17 protein-coding genes are annotated in these 19,319 nt (G+C 40.0%); 14 read left to right on the top strand and 3 right to left on the bottom strand.

What is annotated here, in order from left to right; translation table 11 throughout:
• The gene (locus tag F935_RS16800) at positions 1 to 300 is read right to left on the bottom strand and encodes a hypothetical protein (protein WP_016139973.1); all 300 of its coding nucleotides are present in this window, start codon (positions 298 to 300) and stop codon (positions 1 to 3) included.
• A 399-nt stretch (positions 301 to 699) separates the two neighbouring features.
• Here F935_RS16800 and F935_RS16805 point away from each other — a divergent pair, with 399 nt between their 5' ends.
• Positions 700 to 1,698: a sulfate ABC transporter substrate-binding protein gene (locus F935_RS16805; RefSeq protein WP_016139974.1), complete on the top strand. Its 999-nt coding sequence runs from the start codon at positions 700 to 702 to the stop codon at positions 1,696 to 1,698.
• Positions 1,699 to 1,777: 79 nt separating this feature from the next.
• Here the strand turns inward: F935_RS16805 and F935_RS16810 are convergent, their stop codons facing one another.
• On the bottom strand, positions 1,778 to 2,377 hold the full coding sequence (locus tag F935_RS16810) for a TetR/AcrR family transcriptional regulator (protein WP_016139975.1): 600 nt from the start codon (positions 2,375 to 2,377) through the stop codon (positions 1,778 to 1,780).
• A 122-nt stretch (positions 2,378 to 2,499) separates the two neighbouring features.
• On the opposite strand from F935_RS16810, the gene F935_RS16815 reads away from it, so the two are divergent.
• The 8 genes from F935_RS16815 (at position 2,500) to F935_RS16850 (ending at position 11,364) form a co-directional block, all read left to right on the top strand.
• Positions 2,500 to 3,105: an NAD(P)H-dependent oxidoreductase gene (locus F935_RS16815; protein ID WP_016139976.1), complete on the top strand. Its 606-nt coding sequence runs from the start codon at positions 2,500 to 2,502 to the stop codon at positions 3,103 to 3,105.
• A gap of 257 nt (positions 3,106 to 3,362) precedes the next feature.
• A complete protein-coding gene (gene rsmH / locus F935_RS16820; protein ID WP_016139977.1) occupies positions 3,363 to 4,286 on the top strand; it encodes a 16S rRNA (cytosine(1402)-N(4))-methyltransferase RsmH in 924 nt (307 codons plus the stop codon).
• A complete protein-coding gene (ftsL, locus tag F935_RS16825; protein ID WP_004789835.1) occupies positions 4,286 to 4,618 on the top strand; it encodes a cell division protein FtsL in 333 nt (110 codons plus the stop codon). The genes rsmH and ftsL overlap by 1 nt, the downstream gene beginning before the upstream one ends.
• A gap of 11 nt (positions 4,619 to 4,629) precedes the next feature.
• The gene (gene ftsI, locus F935_RS16830) at positions 4,630 to 6,462 is read left to right on the top strand and encodes a penicillin-binding protein PBP3 (RefSeq protein WP_016139978.1); all 1,833 of its coding nucleotides are present in this window, start codon (positions 4,630 to 4,632) and stop codon (positions 6,460 to 6,462) included.
• A 3-nt stretch (positions 6,463 to 6,465) separates the two neighbouring features.
• Positions 6,466 to 7,965, top strand: coding sequence for a UDP-N-acetylmuramoyl-L-alanyl-D-glutamate--2,6-diaminopimelate ligase (locus F935_RS16835; RefSeq protein ID WP_016139979.1), 1,500 nt, complete (start codon positions 6,466 to 6,468; stop codon positions 7,963 to 7,965).
• An 8-nt stretch (positions 7,966 to 7,973) separates the two neighbouring features.
• Positions 7,974 to 9,374, top strand: coding sequence for a UDP-N-acetylmuramoyl-tripeptide--D-alanyl-D-alanine ligase (locus F935_RS16840; protein WP_016139980.1), 1,401 nt, complete (start codon positions 7,974 to 7,976; stop codon positions 9,372 to 9,374).
• Positions 9,375 to 10,493 carry a phospho-N-acetylmuramoyl-pentapeptide-transferase gene (gene mraY, locus F935_RS16845; protein ID WP_016139981.1) on the top strand — a complete coding sequence of 373 codons (1,119 nt, stop codon included), beginning with the start codon at positions 9,375 to 9,377 and terminating at the stop codon, positions 10,491 to 10,493. It abuts the gene before it with no gap.
• Between the two features lie 52 nt (positions 10,494 to 10,545).
• Positions 10,546 to 11,364, top strand: a complete 819-nt coding sequence (locus F935_RS16850) for a putative RNA methyltransferase (RefSeq protein ID WP_080645645.1) — start codon at positions 10,546 to 10,548, stop codon at positions 11,362 to 11,364.
• A gap of 54 nt (positions 11,365 to 11,418) precedes the next feature.
• Here F935_RS16850 and ponA read toward each other — a convergent pair whose 3' ends face one another.
• Positions 11,419 to 13,980 carry a penicillin-binding protein PBP1a gene (gene ponA / locus F935_RS16855; RefSeq protein ID WP_016139983.1) on the bottom strand — a complete coding sequence of 854 codons (2,562 nt, stop codon included), beginning with the start codon at positions 13,978 to 13,980 and terminating at the stop codon, positions 11,419 to 11,421.
• Positions 13,981 to 14,142: 162 nt separating this feature from the next.
• Here ponA and F935_RS16860 point away from each other — a divergent pair, with 162 nt between their 5' ends.
• The 5 genes from F935_RS16860 to pilQ all read left to right on the top strand — a co-directional run bounded on the left by F935_RS16860 (position 14,143) and on the right by pilQ (position 19,312).
• On the top strand, positions 14,143 to 15,201 hold the full coding sequence (locus F935_RS16860; RefSeq protein WP_016139984.1) for a pilus assembly protein PilM: 1,059 nt from the start codon (positions 14,143 to 14,145) through the stop codon (positions 15,199 to 15,201).
• Complete coding sequence (locus F935_RS16865; protein WP_016139985.1) at positions 15,201 to 15,842, top strand: PilN domain-containing protein; 642 nt, start codon at positions 15,201 to 15,203, stop codon at positions 15,840 to 15,842. Before F935_RS16860 ends, F935_RS16865 begins: the two co-directional genes overlap by 1 nt.
• Entirely contained in the window at positions 15,839 to 16,588 is a 750-nt protein-coding gene (locus F935_RS16870; protein ID WP_016139986.1) for a type IV pilus inner membrane component PilO, read from the top strand. The genes F935_RS16865 and F935_RS16870 overlap by 4 nt, the downstream gene beginning before the upstream one ends.
• Before the next feature lie 10 nt (positions 16,589 to 16,598).
• Complete coding sequence (locus F935_RS16875; RefSeq protein ID WP_016139987.1) at positions 16,599 to 17,126, top strand: pilus assembly protein PilP; 528 nt, start codon at positions 16,599 to 16,601, stop codon at positions 17,124 to 17,126.
• Between the two features lie 62 nt (positions 17,127 to 17,188).
• On the top strand, positions 17,189 to 19,312 hold the full coding sequence (gene pilQ, locus F935_RS16880; RefSeq protein WP_016139988.1) for a type IV pilus secretin PilQ: 2,124 nt from the start codon (positions 17,189 to 17,191) through the stop codon (positions 19,310 to 19,312).
• The last annotated feature ends 7 nt before the right edge of the window (positions 19,313 to 19,319 follow it).

Genomic DNA, 19,319 nt, shown 5'->3' on the forward strand with positions numbered 1-19,319 from the left:
TTAAGAGGTGTGCGGCTGAAAGATTGCCTGAACAAAACGTGAAAAACGTTCATGCTGAGCAGCAAGAAAATTTTGAGTCGGTGTAACACGAATAGTATTGAGAACTTTAAGCTCATCATCTGTAGAAGGTAATACAATAGGATTACGTTTCTGTTGATCTAAAGCTTTTTCAATAAGCGAAGTCTGCTTATCTGACCCAGTTTTATTTGGGGTATCTTTAAGTACTGCTGCTGCAGAAAATTGTGATGCTAAACCCAGCACCAAACTTAAGCTTAACGCTTTTCCATAATGAATTTTCATTATTAATCATCCCCTCTGTTCATTACATTTCAACTATTTTTTGAGTTTAACGAAATGTAAAATTACGGTAATGCTACGATTTAAACATAAATCTTAATAAAAAAGTGGAACTGTGTCACACTTTTTACAAAAATTATCTATATTTTAATCTGGTCGACCCCAATGTAGGTCATATATATCCTTTACGCTTCATTATTTAACAAATTAATGTGTAGATAAAGTGAAGGCCCTCATTAAGTTGTAAGAATAATTACAAAAAATTTCAAAAATGAAATGATTTAGGCATCTTAAGCTATATATTTTAAAGAGATTAATAAAAAATATATTAATATAAGTAATTGATTGTAAATTATAAAATTAAAAATATAGTAAAACTAAAACCAATGATGGATTTTGTAAATGAAAAAAATATCAATAATGGCTGTAGCGGTGTACTTGGGAATGGCAACAGCGGCTCAAGCAGCTACTTCTTTTTTAAACGTTTCTTATGATCCGACCCGAGAATTTTATCAAGAATATAATCAGGCTTTTGGGAAGTTCTGGAAACAGCGTACAGGTCAGGAAGTTGAGTTTAAACAGTCGCATGGTGGGTCTGGTAAACAAGCTCGGGCAGTAGCTACGGGCCTTGAAGCCGATGTTGTAACGTTAGCGTTGGCGAATGATATTGATGAGATTGTGAAAGCAGGTTTTATCCAACCGAATTGGCAAAAAGAATTTCCAAACAATTCTGCACCTTATACGTCTACGGTTGTGTTCCTAGTACGAAAAGGTAATCCAAAAAATATACGTGACTGGAATGACTTAACAAAACCAGGTGTGGAAATTATCACCCCTAATCCTAAAACAGGGGGCGCACCGCGTTGGATCTATTTGTCGGCATGGGGTTATGCTTTAAAGCAACCGGGTGGAAATGATGCCAAGGCTCGTGAGTTAGTTAAAAAACTTTATCACAATGTAAAAGTACTTGATTCGGGAGCACGTGGTTCGCTAACAACATTTGCTGAGCGTGGAATTGGTGATGTTTTATTATCATGGGAAAACGAAGCTTTATTGGCAACTAAAGGACCTGATAAAGATAAATATGAAATTGTTTATCCATCAGTTTCAATTTTGGCAGAACCATCCGTCGCAATTGTAGATAAAACCGTAGATAAAGATGGCAACCGAACATTAGCAAAAGGCTATTTGAACTTTTTATATTCACCATTAGGACAAGAGTTGGCTGCTAAACATTATTTCCGACCACGTAATGCTCAAGTGGCCGCTAAATATGCAGCGCAATTTCCAAAAATTAAATTATTTACTATTAATGATGTTTTTGGTGGGTGGGCCAAAGCTCAAAAAACTCACTTTGCTAATGGGGGCGTCTTTGATCAAATTTACGATGGGAAGCAATAATTAATTAAGCTTTTGCTTAGAGCCGCTTATTTAATCATTAAGCGGCTTTTTTGTATTTTTACATCTCATTTTGATTAACTTAGAAATTGCCCAATCTTTTTAATAAAGTGTTGATAAAGATATTAATGTAGTGGTCTATATCATCTTTAAAAATCATATATTGTAAGGCCAGCCCATAACTTAATGATACAAGCTCTACAACAATAGAATCATAGTCATCAGGCTCAGTCATATTCATTAAAGAAAAGAACTGCTTCATAATTTTAGTTACTTCTTGCTGATGAGTTTTCCAAACCTTTTGATACTCCTTAGCGAAGGTAATATCACGTGCAGCAAATAGTTGTAGTTCTATTGATATTTTAAGCCATTCATCGTTTCTAAAAAAAGCGGTCAGCCATTGGCGCAATGAATCAATGAGTTGCTCGGTATTTGAAGGAGCACTGGTAAAGATTTCTTGTAATTGTAAATTCTCTTTAGCGAATTGAAGCTGCATAAGCTCAAGCAAAAACTCTTCTTTATTGTTGAAATTCGAGTAGAAGGCACCTTGAGTATAGCCTGCCTGTTTAGAAAGATTCCTGATTGATACCGCGTTATAACCATATTCAGAAATGAGAGCAAACCCAGCGTCAATGAGATGCTGTCGAGTTTGTATCTGTTTTTCATTGCGAGAAAGAGTCATAAGAGCCAGATAAAAGAATAGTTGAGATATCACTTGATATCTTAATTTTTATAAGATATTTTCGCTACTTATTTATTTCAGATATCAGCTGATATCTGACTGCGCGACAATAAAGGCGATATATGTCTCAAGTCTCTAAACGTATTGTAGTTATTAATGGTCATCCATCTGATACTAGTTTTAATCATGCATTGGCTCACAACTATGTGGAGCACGTAAAAACATTAGGTGTTCACGTAGATCTCATCGAGATTGCGAAGTTGGATTTCGAGCCTAATTTAAAATATGGTTATGAGAAACGGATGGATCTGGAACCTGATTTAATGAATGCGCTTGAAAAAATTCAGGCTGCTGATCATTTGGTATGGTTTTTTCCAGTTTGGTGGGGAGGGCTTCCAGCCATCGCTAAAGGTTTTATTGACCGACTCTTTTTACCAAATCTTGTCTTTAGTTACCGAGAAAATAGTAATCGCGTTATTGGTCATTTACAGTCTAAATCAGCACGACTGATTACGACTTTAGATCAGCCAGGCTGGTTTTATCGTTGGTACTATGGCGAGCCAAGTACGCGTCAACTTAAAAAAGCGACTTTGCAATTTTGTGGGGTTAGTAAAGTCAAAGTTAATTATGTTGGAACAGTGCGTGGAGCAAGTTCAGACCAAAGGCAAAAATGGTTAAATCAAATCGGTAAATATGCCGAGAAAGATTGCCAACGAATCTCTTCCTAAGGCGAATCTGTGAGCGTCTCTAAGGAATAATCGTAAAAGAAAAAGAGAATTTTTTAGGTGAAGCGTTTAATAAAAAGTTTTATAAATTCGTATTTAACGCTAAAAAATTATTCTTAGTTTCTTATTTTGCTTAAAAAGTGCTAACAAAACGGTTTTATCTATGAAAAATTAATATTTTCCTACAAAAAGCCGTTTGGCGTTGGTCATAAACAAGGTGATAATGTGCAGTTACATTTTCACGCTATGATTTAACACCTATGTCGCATATTTCTGTCTTACTTTCCGAGACCATTGAGAGCTTATTGGCAGATCGCACAACTGGGGTGTATATCGATGCAACCTTTGGAAGAGGTGGGCATACCCGTTTATTGCTTTCTAAACTTGATGAAAATGCGCGAGTGTACGCATTTGATAAAGACCCTCAAGCATTGGAAGTTGCTGCTACTTTGGCACAAGAAGATCCAAGATTTACCATTATTCATGCCAGTTTTGCTGATATCAAAGAGAAGATGCAGGAAATTGGCGTGATGAGTGTTGATGGCATTATGGCTGATCTAGGGGTTTCATCTCCTCAACTTGATCAGGCTGAGCGTGGTTTTAGTTTTATGCAAGATGGTCCGTTGGACATGCGAATGGATAATTCTAAGGGTTTAACTGCGGCCGAGTGGTTACTTAAAATTGAAGAAGAACAATTAGCAAATATTATTTATCAATATGGTGAAGAGCGTTATAGTCGACGTATTGCTAAAGCCATTAAAAATGCTGGAAAACTAGAAACGACAGCCCAATTGGCGGAAGTTGTTAAAACTGCTCATCCAAAATGGGAAAAATATAAACATCCAGCGACACGTGCATTTCAGGCTATTCGAATTGCTATTAATAAAGAGCTCGAAGATATTGAAGTGTTTTTGCCGCAAGCTGTAGACTTACTCAAACCGGAAGGACGTTTGTCTGTTATTAGTTTCCATTCTCTTGAAGACCGACTGATTAAGCAGTTTATTCAAAAAGAATCGACGTTAGCAGAAGATTTCGGTTGGGGAATGCCTGAGCAGCGTGTAGATACAAGAAGATTAAAGAAAATTTCACGGGTTCGTGCGAGTGAAGAAGAAGTAAAAGCGAACCCTCGATCACGTAGTGCATGGCTTCGGGTTGCTGAACGCTTGGAAGAAAAAGGCGCGTAATGAAAAGCAGTGATGAAATCGCCACCACAGAAAACAAAGTGGTGAAAAAAGTTGTGGTGTATACAGTATTAGTGGCGCTTGTCTTTATAAGTGCCATGATGGTGGTATTTCAAGTATTTGAATATCGTCATGATTATAGAGAGCTTAGCTCTTATATGCGTGAACGTGATGATCTCAATGCTGAATGGGGGCGTTTGCTCATTGAGCAACAAACCTTTGGTGCAACGGCACAGATTGGTACGCGTGCTGTAACTCAGCTACGGATGTTTTCTCCACCGGCTGCAGAAACGGTGGTAATTTCTTTACCAATGACCTCAGAGCAAAATAAGTAAGGCCTTGCTGTATGGTAGATAAGCGAACAAAACAAACACGGAAAAAACAGCAGTCTATTTCGGAAAAACCAACTCTTGCCTTTGATATGTGGCGGTTTTATCTGCTCTGGGCAGTAGTGTTGCTCTGTTTTGTTGTTTTAATTGCACGTGCATTTTATGTACAAGTAATTAATAAGGATTTTTTACAAAACAAGGCCAATGCCAATATTTTGCGTACTGAGCGTGTGGAAGCCATGCGTGGCGTGATTAGTGACCGCCATGGTGTACCTTTGGCAATTAGTACACCAATCATGAAAATCGTAATGGATCCACGTGATTATTTCGATACCAAGCATTTATATGACCAAATTACAGCGGAATTAAAGAAAGATCCGAATAATCGTAAATTAAAAAGACAATTACCCGATAAAAACTTGAATCTTGATGAGTTAGCAGACGTTGTTGGTTTAGATCGTACCGATCTTAAAAAACAGATGAATGCACGACCGCGTTCTCGATATTTGGTTTTGAAAAAAGAAATACCGCCGCAACAAGCAGAACTGATTACGAAGGGTAACTTTCAAGGCGTATATGCCGAGAAAACGTATAAACGTTATTATCCTCAACCACAGCCAAATGCCCAGATCATTGGTTTAACTAACAGTGAAGGCCAAGGGATTGAAGGCTTAGAAATGCAGCTCAATAAACAGCTGTCGGGTGTGGATGGTGAGCAAAAAATTATTCGTGATAAGCGCGGAAATCGCTTAAAAGTTTCAGAGGTTATCCGTGAGGGTGAGCCGGGCGAAAACATCACTTTAAGTATCGACTCTCGTTTGCAATACATTATGTATAGAGAGCTGACAGCAGCTGGTGTTGCAAATAATGCGCGTTCGGCAACTGCAATTGCTGTAGATGTTAAGACTGGTGAAATTCTGGCAATGACCAGTTGGCCGTCATATAACCCGAATGATAAAAATGGTTTGTCTAATAAAGATGCCATGCGTAACCGCGGTGCGATCGATATGTTCGAACCGGGTTCAACCATGAAACCGTTTACAATTTCTTCCGCATTAGAAACTGGCCAATATACGCCTAACACGATTGTAAATACGTCTCCGGGTTCAATGCGTTTAGGTTGGCATACGATTCGTGATACTCATAACTATGGTGCTTTAACTGTAAGTGGCGTCATTATTAAGTCTTCAAACGTGGGTTCTGCAAAAATTGCATTGTCACTTCCAAAAGAAACACTACCAAGCTTCTTTAATCGTGCCGGTTTTGGTAAGCGCTCGGCTGTGAAATTTCCGGGTGAAAGCTCAGGTTTAGTGCTCCCAGTAAGTAAATTGAACTCTTCTCAAATTGGTACCATGGCTTATGGTTATGGTCTAAATGCGACTATTCTTCAGTTGGCCCAAGGCTATGCAATGCTTGCAAATCATGGCGAGAAAATGCCTTTAAGCCTACATAAGTTAGATCAGGCGCCTAAAGGTGAACAAGTTCTTGCTCCAAAAATTGCCGATCAGGTTTTGCTCATGTTAGAGCAGGTTACGATGCCTGGTGGTACTGCAAAGCAAGCTAATATTCCGGGTTATCGCGTTGGTGGTAAAACTGGTACGGCTCATAAACTTCGTGCAGACCGTAAAGGTTATTCAAATAATGAATACCGTGCTTTATTTGCTGGTGTTGCTCCAATTAGTGACCCACGTTTAGCCGTTATTGTCGTTGTTGAAAACCCACAAGGTCGTTATTACGGTGGTTTGGTTGCGGCACCTGTTTTTGCACGCATTATGCAAGAATCATTACGTCTAATGAATGTGCCGCTTGATAAGCCCCTTGATACTTCAGTAAATCCTATTCGCAGGTAAGCTATGTCTGTTTCTTTTCAAGAAATTAATCCAGTCGAGATTAATGCACAGTGGTCTAAACAGCCCTTTCATGGCTTTAGTCTAGATAGCCGTAAGGTTGAATCGGGCCAAATTTTTATTGCTTTGACCAGTTATAGCCAACCTGAAAAAACACGTACTTTTGCTGAGTCAGCTTTAGCGAATGGCGCACTTGGGATCATTAGCGAGACTGAGCTGGGTGTGGCAAATGAGTGGGTATGCCCTGATGTACGTCAGCGTATGGGCGAATGGCAAGAGCGTTATTTGCAACATATTGCCCCTGTTACACCAGCACGTATTGTTGCAGTAACAGGCACAAATGGTAAAACGACAATTTCGCGTCTAGTTGCTGAATTAATTAGTTCACAACAACAGTCCTGTGCAGTGATGGGTACAACTGGTAATGGTATTTTGCCTGATCTGACGCCATCAACTCATACTACGCTCGATGCTTTACAACTACAAAATGCATTGCATGATTATGCTAAACAAGGTGCAACTTTCGCTTCTTTAGAGGCAAGCTCACATGGTTTAGAGCAAGGCCGTTTAAATGGTTGTGCGATTGAAATTGCTGTTTATAGTAATTTGAGTCGTGACCATTTGGATTACCATGGCACTTTAGAAGCCTATGCAGAAGCAAAGGCTCTCTTATTCCGTTTTAATTCATTGAAAGTAGCTGTTATTAATCTTGATGATGAACATGCTGCTCTTATGATCAATGCAGCAAAACAAAATCCTGCTCAGCCAAAGATTCTGACGTATTCACTTACCCAAAATACGGCTGATTATTATATTAGTGACTTAAGTTACAGTTTGGCAGGCGCGACTTTTAATTTAGTCAGCTCGCAAGGTTCTTTTGCTGTGCAAAGTCCATTATTGGGACATTTCAATGTTGAAAACCTGATCGCAGCACTTATTGCTGCTGAGCAAGCAGGTTTTGATTTAGAGGCTTTAGTCGCTTTTGTTCCTAAGCTTATTGGTGCGCCGGGACGGATGCAGGTCATTCGCGACGGTGAGCGTTTATTTGTTGTGGATTATGCACACACACCCGATGCTTTGATCCAGGTGCTTAAGACTTTAAAACGTCATGTATCTAATCAGCTTTGGGCCGTATTTGGGTGTGGTGGAGATCGTGACCGTGGTAAACGTCCACTCATGACTCAAGCAGCATTGGATGGAGCGAATCCGATTATTCTGACTTCGGATAATCCAAGAACCGAAGATCCTGAACAAATTTTTGCTGATATGAAGCAAGGGATTGATTTCTCTGGGCATCGCATGCAGGAAATTCATGATCGCCGTGAAGCAATTAAGTTCGTTGCACAGCAAGCTCAAGCTGGTGATATTGTGGTTATTGCTGGTAAAGGTCATGAAAATTATCAAGAAATTAATGGTGTGCGCCACTGGTTTGATGATGTTGTCGAAGTACAATCAGCAATTGCTGCACAGCACCATACTGTAGACGCTGCTTACCCTGCACAATAGGATTATTTATGCATACTTCAACCACCAGTACCGTGCCTTTGGAACCGTGGACAGCTCAACAATTACAACAGGCAACGCAGGGCTATTGGCATAAAGACCAGATCCCTCAAACTGAAATTAAACGTATTTTGACGGATTCTCGTCATGCAGAAACTGGGGACGCCTTTTTAGCACTTAAGGGTGAGCGTTTTGATGCACACGACTTTATAGCTCAGGTTGCAGCGAATGGTTGTCAAATCGCTATTGTTGACCGCCCCTTAGATGTAGATATTGCACAATTGGTTGTGGCCGATACTCGTTTGGCTTTGGGGCAACTTGGAGCTTATCGTCGTGAGCAAAATACACAATTAAAAGTGATTGCTTTAACAGGCAGTAGCGGTAAAACCACAACTAAAGAAATGTTGGGAAGTATATTATCGCGCTTAGCTCCGACATTAATCACCCGTGGTAATTTAAACAATGACCTTGGTGTACCAATGATGCTGCTAGAGCTTCGCAAGGAACATCAATATGCTGTGATGGAGTTGGGTGCAAGTCATCAAGGTGAAATTGACTATACTTCTAAATTAGTTCAGCCCCATGTTGCAGGCATTTTGAATATTGGTACAGCTCATCTGGGCGAATTTGGTGGTCGTGAAGGTATTTGCCGAGCTAAATCGGAAATTTATCGTCATATTTTGCCAAATGGCGTAGCAATCGTACCGCAACAAGATGACTTCACTACTGAGATTCTTGACGCTGCAAAAGCGCATCGTATTTCTACATTTGGTGTCGGTGGCGATATTTATGCAACTGATATTGAGTTATTGCCTCAATCAACAAATTTTACCCTACATACGCCGCAAGGAATGAGTGCCGTTAAACTCCCTTTTGCAGGTGAGCATAATGTGCAAAATGCCACTGCGGCCGTAGCCTTTGCTTTAGCAATTGGTATTGGACTTGAAGATATTGTTCAAGGTTTAGAGCAAGCTCAGGGTGCTAAAGGTCGTCTGAACTTTATTCAAAAATCTCCTTACTTATTTATTGATGATACCTATAATGCCAATCCGAATTCTATGCGTGCTGCTGCACAAGTATTGTTGCAACAACAAGGCGTAAAAGTGATGGTCATGGGGGATATTGGTGAGTTAGGTGATAGCAGTTGGCAAGAACACCATGATTTAGGCCGTGATCTTGCCGAGCTTCCTTTAGATCATATTATTGCAGTTGGGCAGTTTGCTTCAGCTGCTCTCGAGGGTGCAGACTCTCATTCCAATAAAGTGAAAGCATTTCAGACACAAGCTGAGGCGCTTCCATTTCTAATCAATCTAATCCAAACACATCAACCACAGTCCATGAGTTTCCTGTTTAAAGGTTCTCGCTTTACTCATATGGAAACGTTGATGGCTGATTTGATGGAGAAACTTTAAATGCTGTTATGGTTGTTTGAACAACTTGCGGGCTATCACAGTTCGTTTCAGGTCGTTCGTTATTTAACATTACGTTCTTTACTCAGTGTATTAACTTCACTGACCATTGGTTTGGTCCTCGGACCGATCATGATTCGTAAATTACAAGCGTTAAAATACGGTCAGGCAGTAAGTTCATTTGCTCCTGAGAATCATGCTAAAAAGATGGGTACACCAACCATGGGCGGGATTTTAATTCTGCTTTCAATTGGTATTAGTACCTTACTCTGGGCTGATTTATCTAACCCTTATGTCTGGATTGTGCTTGGTGTAATGGTTGTGTTCGGTGCTGTGGGCTGGGCAGATGACTGGATTAAAATTCGCTATAAAGACAATGCAGGTTTACCTGCACGTAAGAAGTTTTTCTGGACTTCAGTTGCATCCCTTGGAGCTGGTATTGCTTTATATTTAATTGCAACCCAACAATCGAATGCTGATCATACTGCAAACATGCTGGATTTATTGATTCCATTCTTTAAGAATCTTTCAATTCCACTCTCTATGGTTCCTTTAGGCTTGGCATTTATTGTATTTACCTATCTGGTTATTAATGGCGCCTCTAACGCCGTTAATTTAACTGATGGTTTAGATGGTCTGGCAATCATGCCTGTTGTAATGGTAGCTACTGGCTTAGGTGTATTTGCTTATTTGTCAGGTGACATCCGTTTCGCTAACTATTTGCATATTCCATATGTGAAATATACCTCTGAGCTTGTTGTAATCTGTTCTGCCATGATTGGTGCAGGTTTGGCATTTCTTTGGTATAACGCACACCCTGCTCAAATCTTTATGGGCGATGTTGGTGCTTTAGCTTTAGGTGCGATGCTTGGAACGATTGCTGTTATGGTACGCCAAGAAATCGTATTTGCGATTATGGGTGGTGTGTTTGTAATGGAGGCAGTATCTGTATTCTTGCAAATTGGATCGCTGCGGATGCGTAATAAACGCGTGTTCTTAATGGCACCGTTGCATCATCATTATGAAAAGCAGGGCTGGAAAGAAACCCAAGTCGTGATTCGTTTTTGGATTATTACAATTATATTAGTAGTTTTAGGTCTAATGACTTTAAAATTGCGTTAAGAAAGGTTTTCACAAGAGCCGGCATTGCCGGCTTTTTTATTGAGAGAAAAACATGAGCGTATTGATGTGTCCTGTTTGCCGTCAACCTTTAGATCTACTGGATAGAACTTGGCGTTGTGAAAGAGGACATAGTTATGACATCGCAAAACAAGGTTATGTCAATTTACATGTTGTGCAACATAAGCATAGTAAGAACCCTGGAGATACGCCAGAGTCGGTTGATGCGCGACGAGCTTTTTTACAAAGTGGTTATTATCAACCTTTACAACATGCTGTAGTCGCTTTATTAAAACAATTAGGTGTAAAAACCGTACTTGATATAGGGTGTGGTGAAGGCTATTACACAAGTGCCATGCAGCAAGTCGTTGAGCAATGTGTTGGTGTTGATATTGCAAAAAATGCGGTACAGCGTGCAGCAAAGCTCAATGCTGAAGTAACTTGGGTTGTGGGAACTGGTGCGACCTTACCTGTGCTTGATCAAAGCATGGATGCGTGTACCAGTTTGTTTAGCCCAATTCCACAAGCCGAAATTGCACGTATTTTAAAAGATGATGGGTATTTAATTGTTGTCACACCTGCATCTGAACATTTGTATGCAATGCGTGAGGCTCTATTTGAGCAGGTTAACCCTCACACACCAGAGAAGTTTATAGAGCAGTTGCAAGATTTGTTTGAGCTTAAGCAAGAGCAAATTATTGATGCCCCTTTTGTGCTTGATCAACAGGCTTTAAAAAATCTGATTGCTATGACACCTTATGCTTATAAAGCATCCCCTGAGCGTCGTTTGCAGTTAGAGCAGCAGTCGCAATTAGAGTTAACGGCATCTTTTCAAATTTATGTCTTTCAGAAACGTAATAAAACAGCTAGCTAACAGTCCATTTTTAAAAGCGCAAAAAAGAAGCCATCTGATGATGGCTTCTTTTTTCTATTCAATCTGATTAATCAGATTTTCTAGTTCATCTTTCTCACGCTTCGGTGCTGCTCCCTGTGAAGGCTTCATAGCAGGAGGCGCTGCTTTTGATGGAATAACAATTTCTTCGCCTGGTAAATCGGAAAAGTCATTGTCATTGCTCAGTTTTGGTTGTGGTGGTGCTGGGCGATAAAGTGGGCGTGCTAATGGTGGAGCTGCACGATAAGTTTTCTTATCTCCTACCTCAGTAACAGTTTGTTGTTTGTCACGTGAAATAGGACCTTGAGCATCTTTATCTAAACGAACCCAAGATGCTGGCGTACCTTGCAATGCTTGACCCATAAAGTTAATCCAGATCGGTAATGCAGCAATACCACCATACTCACGACGACCTAATGTAGTCGGCTGGTCAAATCCAACCCACGTTACAGTCACTAACTTGCCGTTAAAGCCTGCAAACCATGCATCTTTTGCATCGTTGGTTGTACCTGTTTTACCACCTAAATCACTACGACCAATTTTAAGTGCTGCACGACCTGTACCATGTTCAATAACGTCTCGTAAGATGTTCGCCATATCGTAAGCAGAGCTTGATTTTAAAATACGTTGAGCTTGGCGGTACTCGCTATTCGCTTTATCACTCTGTTTAAGGTTAAGTTGTTTAGCAGCTTTTTCTTTCTGCTCTACATCTTTGTTCGTAACCTCAATGACTTCATCATCTGTTGTCGTAGTTTTCTGCTCGTCATTAGTTGTGTCAGGCGCATTAATGCATGAAATACATGCATATTCTGGCTTAGCTTCATAAATTACTTTACCGTATGCATCTTCAATACGCTGAATAAAATGTGGTTGAACACGATAACCACCATTTGCAAACGTTGCATATCCAGTTGCCATTTGAATTGGTAAGACTTGAGGAGTACCTAAGGCAATGGTGTAGTTACGTGGAATTTGATCTTCTTGTAAACCAAAATCCATGAATAACTGGCGCGTACGTTCAATTCCCACAGTTTGTAAAAGGCGTACCGACACGGTATTACGAGACAAATACAAAGCACGGCGTAAAGGAATCATCCCTAAATAACGACCGTCTGAGTTTCTAGGTGTCCACTTACCAATCGTGATAGGGCTATCATTCACCATGCTGTATGGCGTCATACCGCGTTCTAATGCCAATGCATAGACAAACGGTTTGATCGTTGAACCGGGTTGGCGCCAGCCTTGTAAGGCACGGTTAAATTTCGATTGATAGAAGTTATAACCACCTACAATTGCTTCAATTGAACCATCATTCGGGTTAATCGCAATAAGTTGACCTTGAACTTTTGGAACCTGAACTAAAGACCATGCTGTTTTTGCATCATTTGGACGTAAGCGAATAATATCTTTAACTTGAACAATTTGAGAGGCACGGGAAGGAGCACCACCTACACTATTTGCATTGCGATAGGGGCGAGCCCATGCCATACCTGACCACTGTACAGTAACGGTTGTGCCATCTTGCATGAGTGCTTCAAAAGAGCTGCTATTTACCTTGGTGACTTGTGCAGGGTAGGTATTAGCATATGCTCTAAATTCATTTAACGGTTTATCGTGTGCTTCCGCACCACGCCAGCCATGACGACGGTCATAAGCTTCAAGGCCATCTTGCACAGATTTCTCTGCAATCGCTTGGCGTTTAGCATCGATGGTTGTGTAGACTTTATAGCCAGAATCAATCGCTTGTTCACCAAAATGCTTTACAAGCTCTGAACGAACCATTTCGCCAGCATAAGGATGAATATTATTTAAATCCCGATTGGGCATGTTGAGGTTAATCGGTTCAGCTACGGCTTTTTGATATTCTGCTTGAGAGATATAACCCAGCTGTAACATGCGACCTAAAATCCAGTTACGTCTTTCAAGTGCACGCTCAGGATTAACCACAGGGTTGTATTTAGAAGGTGCTTTTGGCAAACCTGCGATCATTGCCATTTGGGCAATGCTCAGATCATTAATACTTTTGTTGTAATAAATTTTGGCTGCCGCTGCGATACCGTAGGCATTTTTTCCTAGGAAGATTTTATTCACATAAAGACTGAGAATTTCTTCTTTAGATAAGTTTTGCTCAATTTTTCGAGCTAAAAAGATCTCGGTTATTTTGCGTTTTAAGGTTCTTTCTGGGCTCAAATAATAGTTCTTTGCAACCTGCATGGTAATGGTTGAACCACCAGTTTGCACATCAGAACCAGTCACACTTTCACTTAAAGCACGCCCTAAACCCTTAAAACTGATCCCGCTATGTTCAAAGAAAGAAGAGTCTTCTGCTGCTAAAAATGCATGAATAAAAGCAGGAGGAATTTGTTTGTATTCAACTGGAATAGAAAGCTTACCACCATACTCGGCAATCAGTTGGTTATCTGATGTGTAGACCTGTAGAGGTTTTAAAAGCGGAGCTTTTTTTAGTGAACTCATTTCAGGGAGCGATGGGGCAATATAGAGATACATGCCATAAAAGCCCATCGGAAGTGAGACTAAGATAATAATAATGATCAAAAAAATTGGACGCACGAAGCCCAAACTGGATAGCTTTTTCATGATAAGTAAGCTTTAATAAGATCGAATACAAACTAATTGTGGTCAGTATAGCCTTTAGACATGCGGATTGTTAGATGAGATATTGTATCCGTGTAAAAATAAAGACCTAGATTATTGGTTTGTAATTTTTTTTTGGGGATAAAAAAATAATAGGACAATAGTGTGCTCAGGTTATATCGTAAACCGAATAAGGGGTTAATGGGTGTCGATATTAGTTCGACTTCTGTTAAGTTGTTAGAGCTCTCTGTTAAGAACGGTAAATATTGGGTGGAAAGCTATGCTTTGATGCCTTTACCCGAGAACAGTGTAGTTGAAAAAAATATCTTGAATCCAGAGGCAGTTGCAGAAGCTTTGGAACGGGCGATGAATTTAGCAAATCCCCAAACCAGTAACGCTGCAATTGCTGTTCCAACATCGACGGTTATTCATAAAACCATCGAAATGGATGCAGAGATGAATGATGATGAGCGAGAAGTTCAGATTCGATTAGATGCGGAGCAGTATATACCGTTCCCTTTGGACGAAGTGAGCCTTGATTTTGAGGTTTTACCGGATCGCCTGCCTAATCCAAACCGTGTGAATGTACTTTTAGTTGCAACAAGAACAGAAAATGTTGAAACACGTGTAGAAGTACTCGAACTGGTGGATTTAACGCCTAAGCTTGCTGATGTCGAAAGTTACGCCGTTGAGCGTGCTTTTAGTGTATTTGCTGATAGCTTGCCAATGGGTGCAAATACCATTGGTATTTTAGATATCGGCCATACCATGACAACATTATCGGTGATGCAAAGTGGCAAAATCATTTATACCCGTGAACAAGTCTTCGGTGGCAAACAGCTTACTTTGGAAATTCAAAGCCGTTATGGTTTGTCTTTAGAAGAAGCAGGACGAGCTAAAAAAGAACGTTCTTTACCCGATGACTATGACATTGAAGTTTTAGAGCCATTTTTAGATGCGGTCGTACAACAAGCAGCTAGGTCTCTACAATTTTTCTTCTCTTCGTCACAGTTCAATGAAATAGACCATATTTTACTAGCGGGTGGGAATGCCAATATTCCTGGGCTTGCCAAATTGTTGCAACAAAAACTTGGTTACCGTGTGACCATTGCCAATCCATTTTTACAAATGGGTTTTTCTCCTCAAGTCGACATTCAAAAACTTGAAAATGATGCTTCATCATTAATGGTGGCATGTGGCTTGGCTTTAAGGAGTTTTGATTAATGGCGACAATTAATTTACTCCCTTGGCGTGATGGGCTTAGGGAGCAACGTAAAAAACAATTTATTATTTTCTGTTTTGGGGTCGTTGTTCTGGGGATCACCACTGTATTTTCTGGGTGGTTTTATTTGAATCAAAAATTAAATGATCAAGAGCAAGCTAATCAACTCATCACTAGTACAAACCAGAGTCTAGATCAACAGCTTAAAACCTTAAATGGTCTGCAAGAACAGCGTGATGCCATTATCGAGCGTATGAAACTTATTCAGGGATTGCAAAGTCAGCGCCCTGTTGTCGTGCGTTTGGTAGATGAATTGGTACGTGTGACGCCTACAGCGATGTATTTAACTAAATTTAGCCGAACTGGAGATAAATTTACCATTGAAGGTAAAGCTGAAAGTCCAAATACGGTTGCGGAGTTATTACGTAATCTTGAAGCATCACAATGGTATCGCAACGCTTTCATGAATTCTTTCTTGGCGGCTGAAGAGAAAAAAGATAAGACTGCGAGTTCGCTGCTTCCTAGAGTGGAAGATGGCTATGGCAGTTTTGTTGTGACTGTTGATTTGGGCGAAGCGGGGGTGACTACAACAGATGATACCGCCAATACGTCTGTAAGTACGGATAAGGGGGCGCCTAAATGAGTCCGGATGAACTTCATGAGTTGTCGTTAGAACAAGCTCCATCTAAGAAAAAACAGATCACTTTAGAAAAGTTTCTTCAGCAATTTAACACACTAGATATGAACAGTTATGGTAGCTGGCCATTATCTGTGAAAATTACTTGTTGGATTTTTATTTTCTTTGCTGTGTTGGCTTTGGGATATTTTGTTGTTATTCAGCCAAAGCTACAAGCAATTGATAATGCGCAGGCACAAGAAAGTAATTTGTTGAATGAATTTCGAGAAAAAGATTCCAAATTACGTAACTTGCAGCAATATCAGCTTCAACTTCAAGAGATGCAAGCAAACTTTAATCAGCAGTTAGAGCAATTGCCAAAAGAAACCGAAATTCCAAGCTTGGTTGAGGATATTAACTTAACTGGAGTGAATTCTGGTCTGAAGTTTAAAAATATCCGTTTAGAAGATGAAGTGAAGCAGGAAATCTTTATTGAACAGCCTATTACGATGGAAGCAACTGGCGATTATCACGCTTTTGGGGCTTTTGTTAGTAGTATCGCGGCATTACCCCGCATTGTAACGATGCATGACTTTGTTGTAGAAGCTGCGCCTGTTAAAGATAGTAAGTCAGATATTCCTGTACTTAATTATTCTATTAAGGCAAAAACTTATCGCTATATGGGCGCCGTAGAAAATGCTGAACATCCGGAAAACAACGCTTCGGCTTCAGTAGCACCTGTTTCCTCTACTGCTAATACACAGTCGAAATAGGAGCATTACAATGAAACTTAAGCAAATTTCTTTTTCTATTTTGGCATGTTTAGTTTTAGTCGGATGTGACTCGAGAATTGATGCTGTAAATCAGCAAATGGCAAATATACGTAACCAGCCACCACAGCCGATAGACCCAGCCCCTGTTTTTACACCTGTACCACAATTTAATTATGCGGCTCATCAGCTAAAGAGTCCATTTTTACCAAGCTCACTTGCTGCTGAGCTCAAAATTATGGCAGGAAAACGAGTCTATCCGAACTTCTCACGAGCACCTCAGCCTCTAGAAAGTTATGCATTAGAATCCTTAAACATGAAAGGAAGCATTCGTAACAACCGTGGGCAAGTGCTGGCTCTTATCCAGTCACCTGATCAGCAAATTGAGCGAGTACAGGTGGGGAACTATATGGGGATGAATCAAGGGCGTATTACCCATATTGGTCCAACCCAAATTGATCTGGTGGAAATTGTCCCTGATGGGCGCGAAGGCTATGTGGAGAGACCAAGAACCTTAGTGTTAATTGGGCCCGCGCCCTAAAATTTAGGGAATAACAAAGAAAAAGTATTTTTAAAGATTATTTAATTGGGGATGGTCAGACAATGAATCACGTATTCCGTCAGTTTTCTATGGGGGCTGTAGCCATTGCAGTTATGCAGGTTGCCTCTGCGCAGGTCAGCATGACGAATATTGTACCGACACAAATTGCAGGTCAAGGTACAGAAATTAGAGTTATGTTTAATGGTTTGCCACCGCAACCACAAGCATATCAACTTGAAAATCCTTCACGTTTGATTTTGGATTTTAATAAAGCTCAGCAGACTTTAACACAGTCAAAAGTAGCGATTGGTACAAATGAAGCGAGCTCGGTCGATGTAAGTTCTGACGATCAACGCTCACGTTTAACCGTAAATTTAAAAGAGGCAGGTGCGTTTACAACACGTATTGAAGGTAATACTTTTATTCTAAAGATTAATTCAGCTCAAGCAGCTATTAAGCCTTTACCAACTACTACGGTACAACCGCAAGGCGTTTCAAATATTGGTTTTCAGCGTGGAAGTCAAGGTGAAGGATTAATTGTTATTGATTTACTAGGAAGTAATACGCCTGTTGATGTTCAACAACAAGGCAGCAAAGTTGTAGTGAGAACACTTGGCTCTAAAATTCCTACCCATTTAGCCAAACGTTTAAATGTAAACGATTTTGCGACCCCTGTTTCTAGCATCGAGTCTTATAACGAAAAAGGTAATGGCGTTATTACGATCCAATCTACTGGTAGCTATGAATATATGGCTTATCAGGCGGAAAATAAACTCACCATTAGCTTAAAACGTCCTCAGGACAAAAGTGTAAGTACTGCATCTAAGCCATCTTATTCTGGTAATAAGCTTTCTCTGGATTTTCAAGATATTGAAGTTCGTAGAGTTCTACAGCTACTTGCCGATTTTACTGGCATTAATATGGTGGCTGCCGATAGTGTTCAGGGTAATATTACTTTGCGCTTGAAAGATGTTCCGTGGGATCAGGCACTTGATATTATTTTAAAAACTAAAAACTTGGATAAGCGTAGAAATGGCAATGTTATTTGGATTGCTCCAGTTGCAGAGCTGATTAAAGCAGAAGATGATGAAGCAAAAGCTTTAGCGCAAACGATTAAGTTAGCACCGATCCAAACAGATTATATTCATTTGAGTTATGCCAAAGCCATCGATTTACTTAAGTTAATCGAGGATTCTCGTGATGGTAAGGGGGCAGTTGCGAATCGTACTGCAAACTCGGATTCTCTTGCGTTGGAGAGCTTGCTAAGTTCACGCGGTAGTGCTGTGGCTGATACGCGGACCAATACTTTAATTATTAATGATACAGCACAAAATATTGATAAAATCCGTAAAATGGTTGATTTACTTGATGTACAAGTGAAGCAGGTCATGGTTGAGGCGCGTATTGTAAGAGCCTCTACTTCTTTTACCAAAGAACTGGGTGTCAAATGGGGAATATTGTCACAAGGAATCACCAATAATAAGAATTTGTTGGTTGGTGGTAGTGAAACAACTTTATGGAATTTACGAGAACCCAAAAAAGATGAGACTACGGGTGGCTATAAATATACGATTGAACGGCCAGATAACCTAAATGTCGATTTAGGGGTTTCTAATCCTGCGGGTAGTATTGCCTTTGGTTTAATTAGCATGTCTGATTTTATGCTTGATCTTGAACTTTCCGCATTACAAGCCGATGGCTATGGTGAAGTTATTTCGACACCTAAAGTCATGACAGCAGATAAACAATCTGCAAAAGTCGCTACTGGTCAGCAAGTTCCTTATCTGATGACGACTACTTCAGGTGCAGGTTCCACAGCAACTACTTCATTTAAAGATGCACTCCTAAGCTTGGATGTTACTCCAAGTATTACGCCTGATGGGAAAATTCAAATGAAATTAGATATTTCTAAGGATTCTGTAGCAGGTGAAGCCCCTAATGGTGAATTAATTTTAAATAAAAATAATATTAACACCAATGTATTGGTTAATAACGGTGAAACGGTCATTTTGGGAGGGGTATTTGAGCAGACTACATCTAACTCACAAACCAAGGTTCCTTTCTTCGGTGATATTCCTGTACTTGGGCATTTATTCAGAAAAGATGTGAAATCTGATGATAAACAAGAGTTACTGATTTTCGTTACGCCACGAATTGTTAATGACACTTTGGTGAGAAATCATTAATATATTT

This window comes from Acinetobacter calcoaceticus ANC 3811 (assembly GCF_000399665.1).
GTDB classification, from domain to species: domain Bacteria; phylum Pseudomonadota; class Gammaproteobacteria; order Pseudomonadales; family Moraxellaceae; genus Acinetobacter; species Acinetobacter calcoaceticus_B.

Bases quoted from the DNA above. Each gene is read 5' to 3' on its own strand.
- F935_RS16800 (WP_016139973.1), bottom strand. From the start codon at position 300: ATGAAAATTCATTATGGAAAAGCGTTAAGCTTAAGTTTGGTGCTGGGT.
- F935_RS16805 (WP_016139974.1), top strand. From the start codon at position 700: ATGAAAAAAATATCAATAATGGCTGTAGCGGTGTACTTGGGAATGGCA.
- F935_RS16810 (WP_016139975.1), bottom strand. From the start codon at position 2,377: ATGACTCTTTCTCGCAATGAAAAACAGATACAAACTCGACAGCATCTC.
- F935_RS16815 (WP_016139976.1), top strand. From the start codon at position 2,500: ATGTCTCAAGTCTCTAAACGTATTGTAGTTATTAATGGTCATCCATCT.
- rsmH (WP_016139977.1), top strand. From the start codon at position 3,363: ATGTCGCATATTTCTGTCTTACTTTCCGAGACCATTGAGAGCTTATTG.
- ftsL (WP_004789835.1), top strand. From the start codon at position 4,286: ATGAAAAGCAGTGATGAAATCGCCACCACAGAAAACAAAGTGGTGAAA.
- ftsI (WP_016139978.1), top strand. From the start codon at position 4,630: ATGGTAGATAAGCGAACAAAACAAACACGGAAAAAACAGCAGTCTATT.
- F935_RS16835 (WP_016139979.1), top strand. From the start codon at position 6,466: ATGTCTGTTTCTTTTCAAGAAATTAATCCAGTCGAGATTAATGCACAG.
- F935_RS16840 (WP_016139980.1), top strand. From the start codon at position 7,974: ATGCATACTTCAACCACCAGTACCGTGCCTTTGGAACCGTGGACAGCT.
- mraY (WP_016139981.1), top strand. From the start codon at position 9,375: ATGCTGTTATGGTTGTTTGAACAACTTGCGGGCTATCACAGTTCGTTT.
- F935_RS16850 (WP_080645645.1), top strand. From the start codon at position 10,546: ATGAGCGTATTGATGTGTCCTGTTTGCCGTCAACCTTTAGATCTACTG.
- ponA (WP_016139983.1), bottom strand. From the start codon at position 13,980: ATGAAAAAGCTATCCAGTTTGGGCTTCGTGCGTCCAATTTTTTTGATC.
- F935_RS16865 (WP_016139985.1), top strand. From the start codon at position 15,201: ATGGCGACAATTAATTTACTCCCTTGGCGTGATGGGCTTAGGGAGCAA.
- F935_RS16870 (WP_016139986.1), top strand. From the start codon at position 15,839: ATGAGTCCGGATGAACTTCATGAGTTGTCGTTAGAACAAGCTCCATCT.
- F935_RS16875 (WP_016139987.1), top strand. From the start codon at position 16,599: ATGAAACTTAAGCAAATTTCTTTTTCTATTTTGGCATGTTTAGTTTTA.
- pilQ (WP_016139988.1), top strand. From the start codon at position 17,189: ATGAATCACGTATTCCGTCAGTTTTCTATGGGGGCTGTAGCCATTGCA.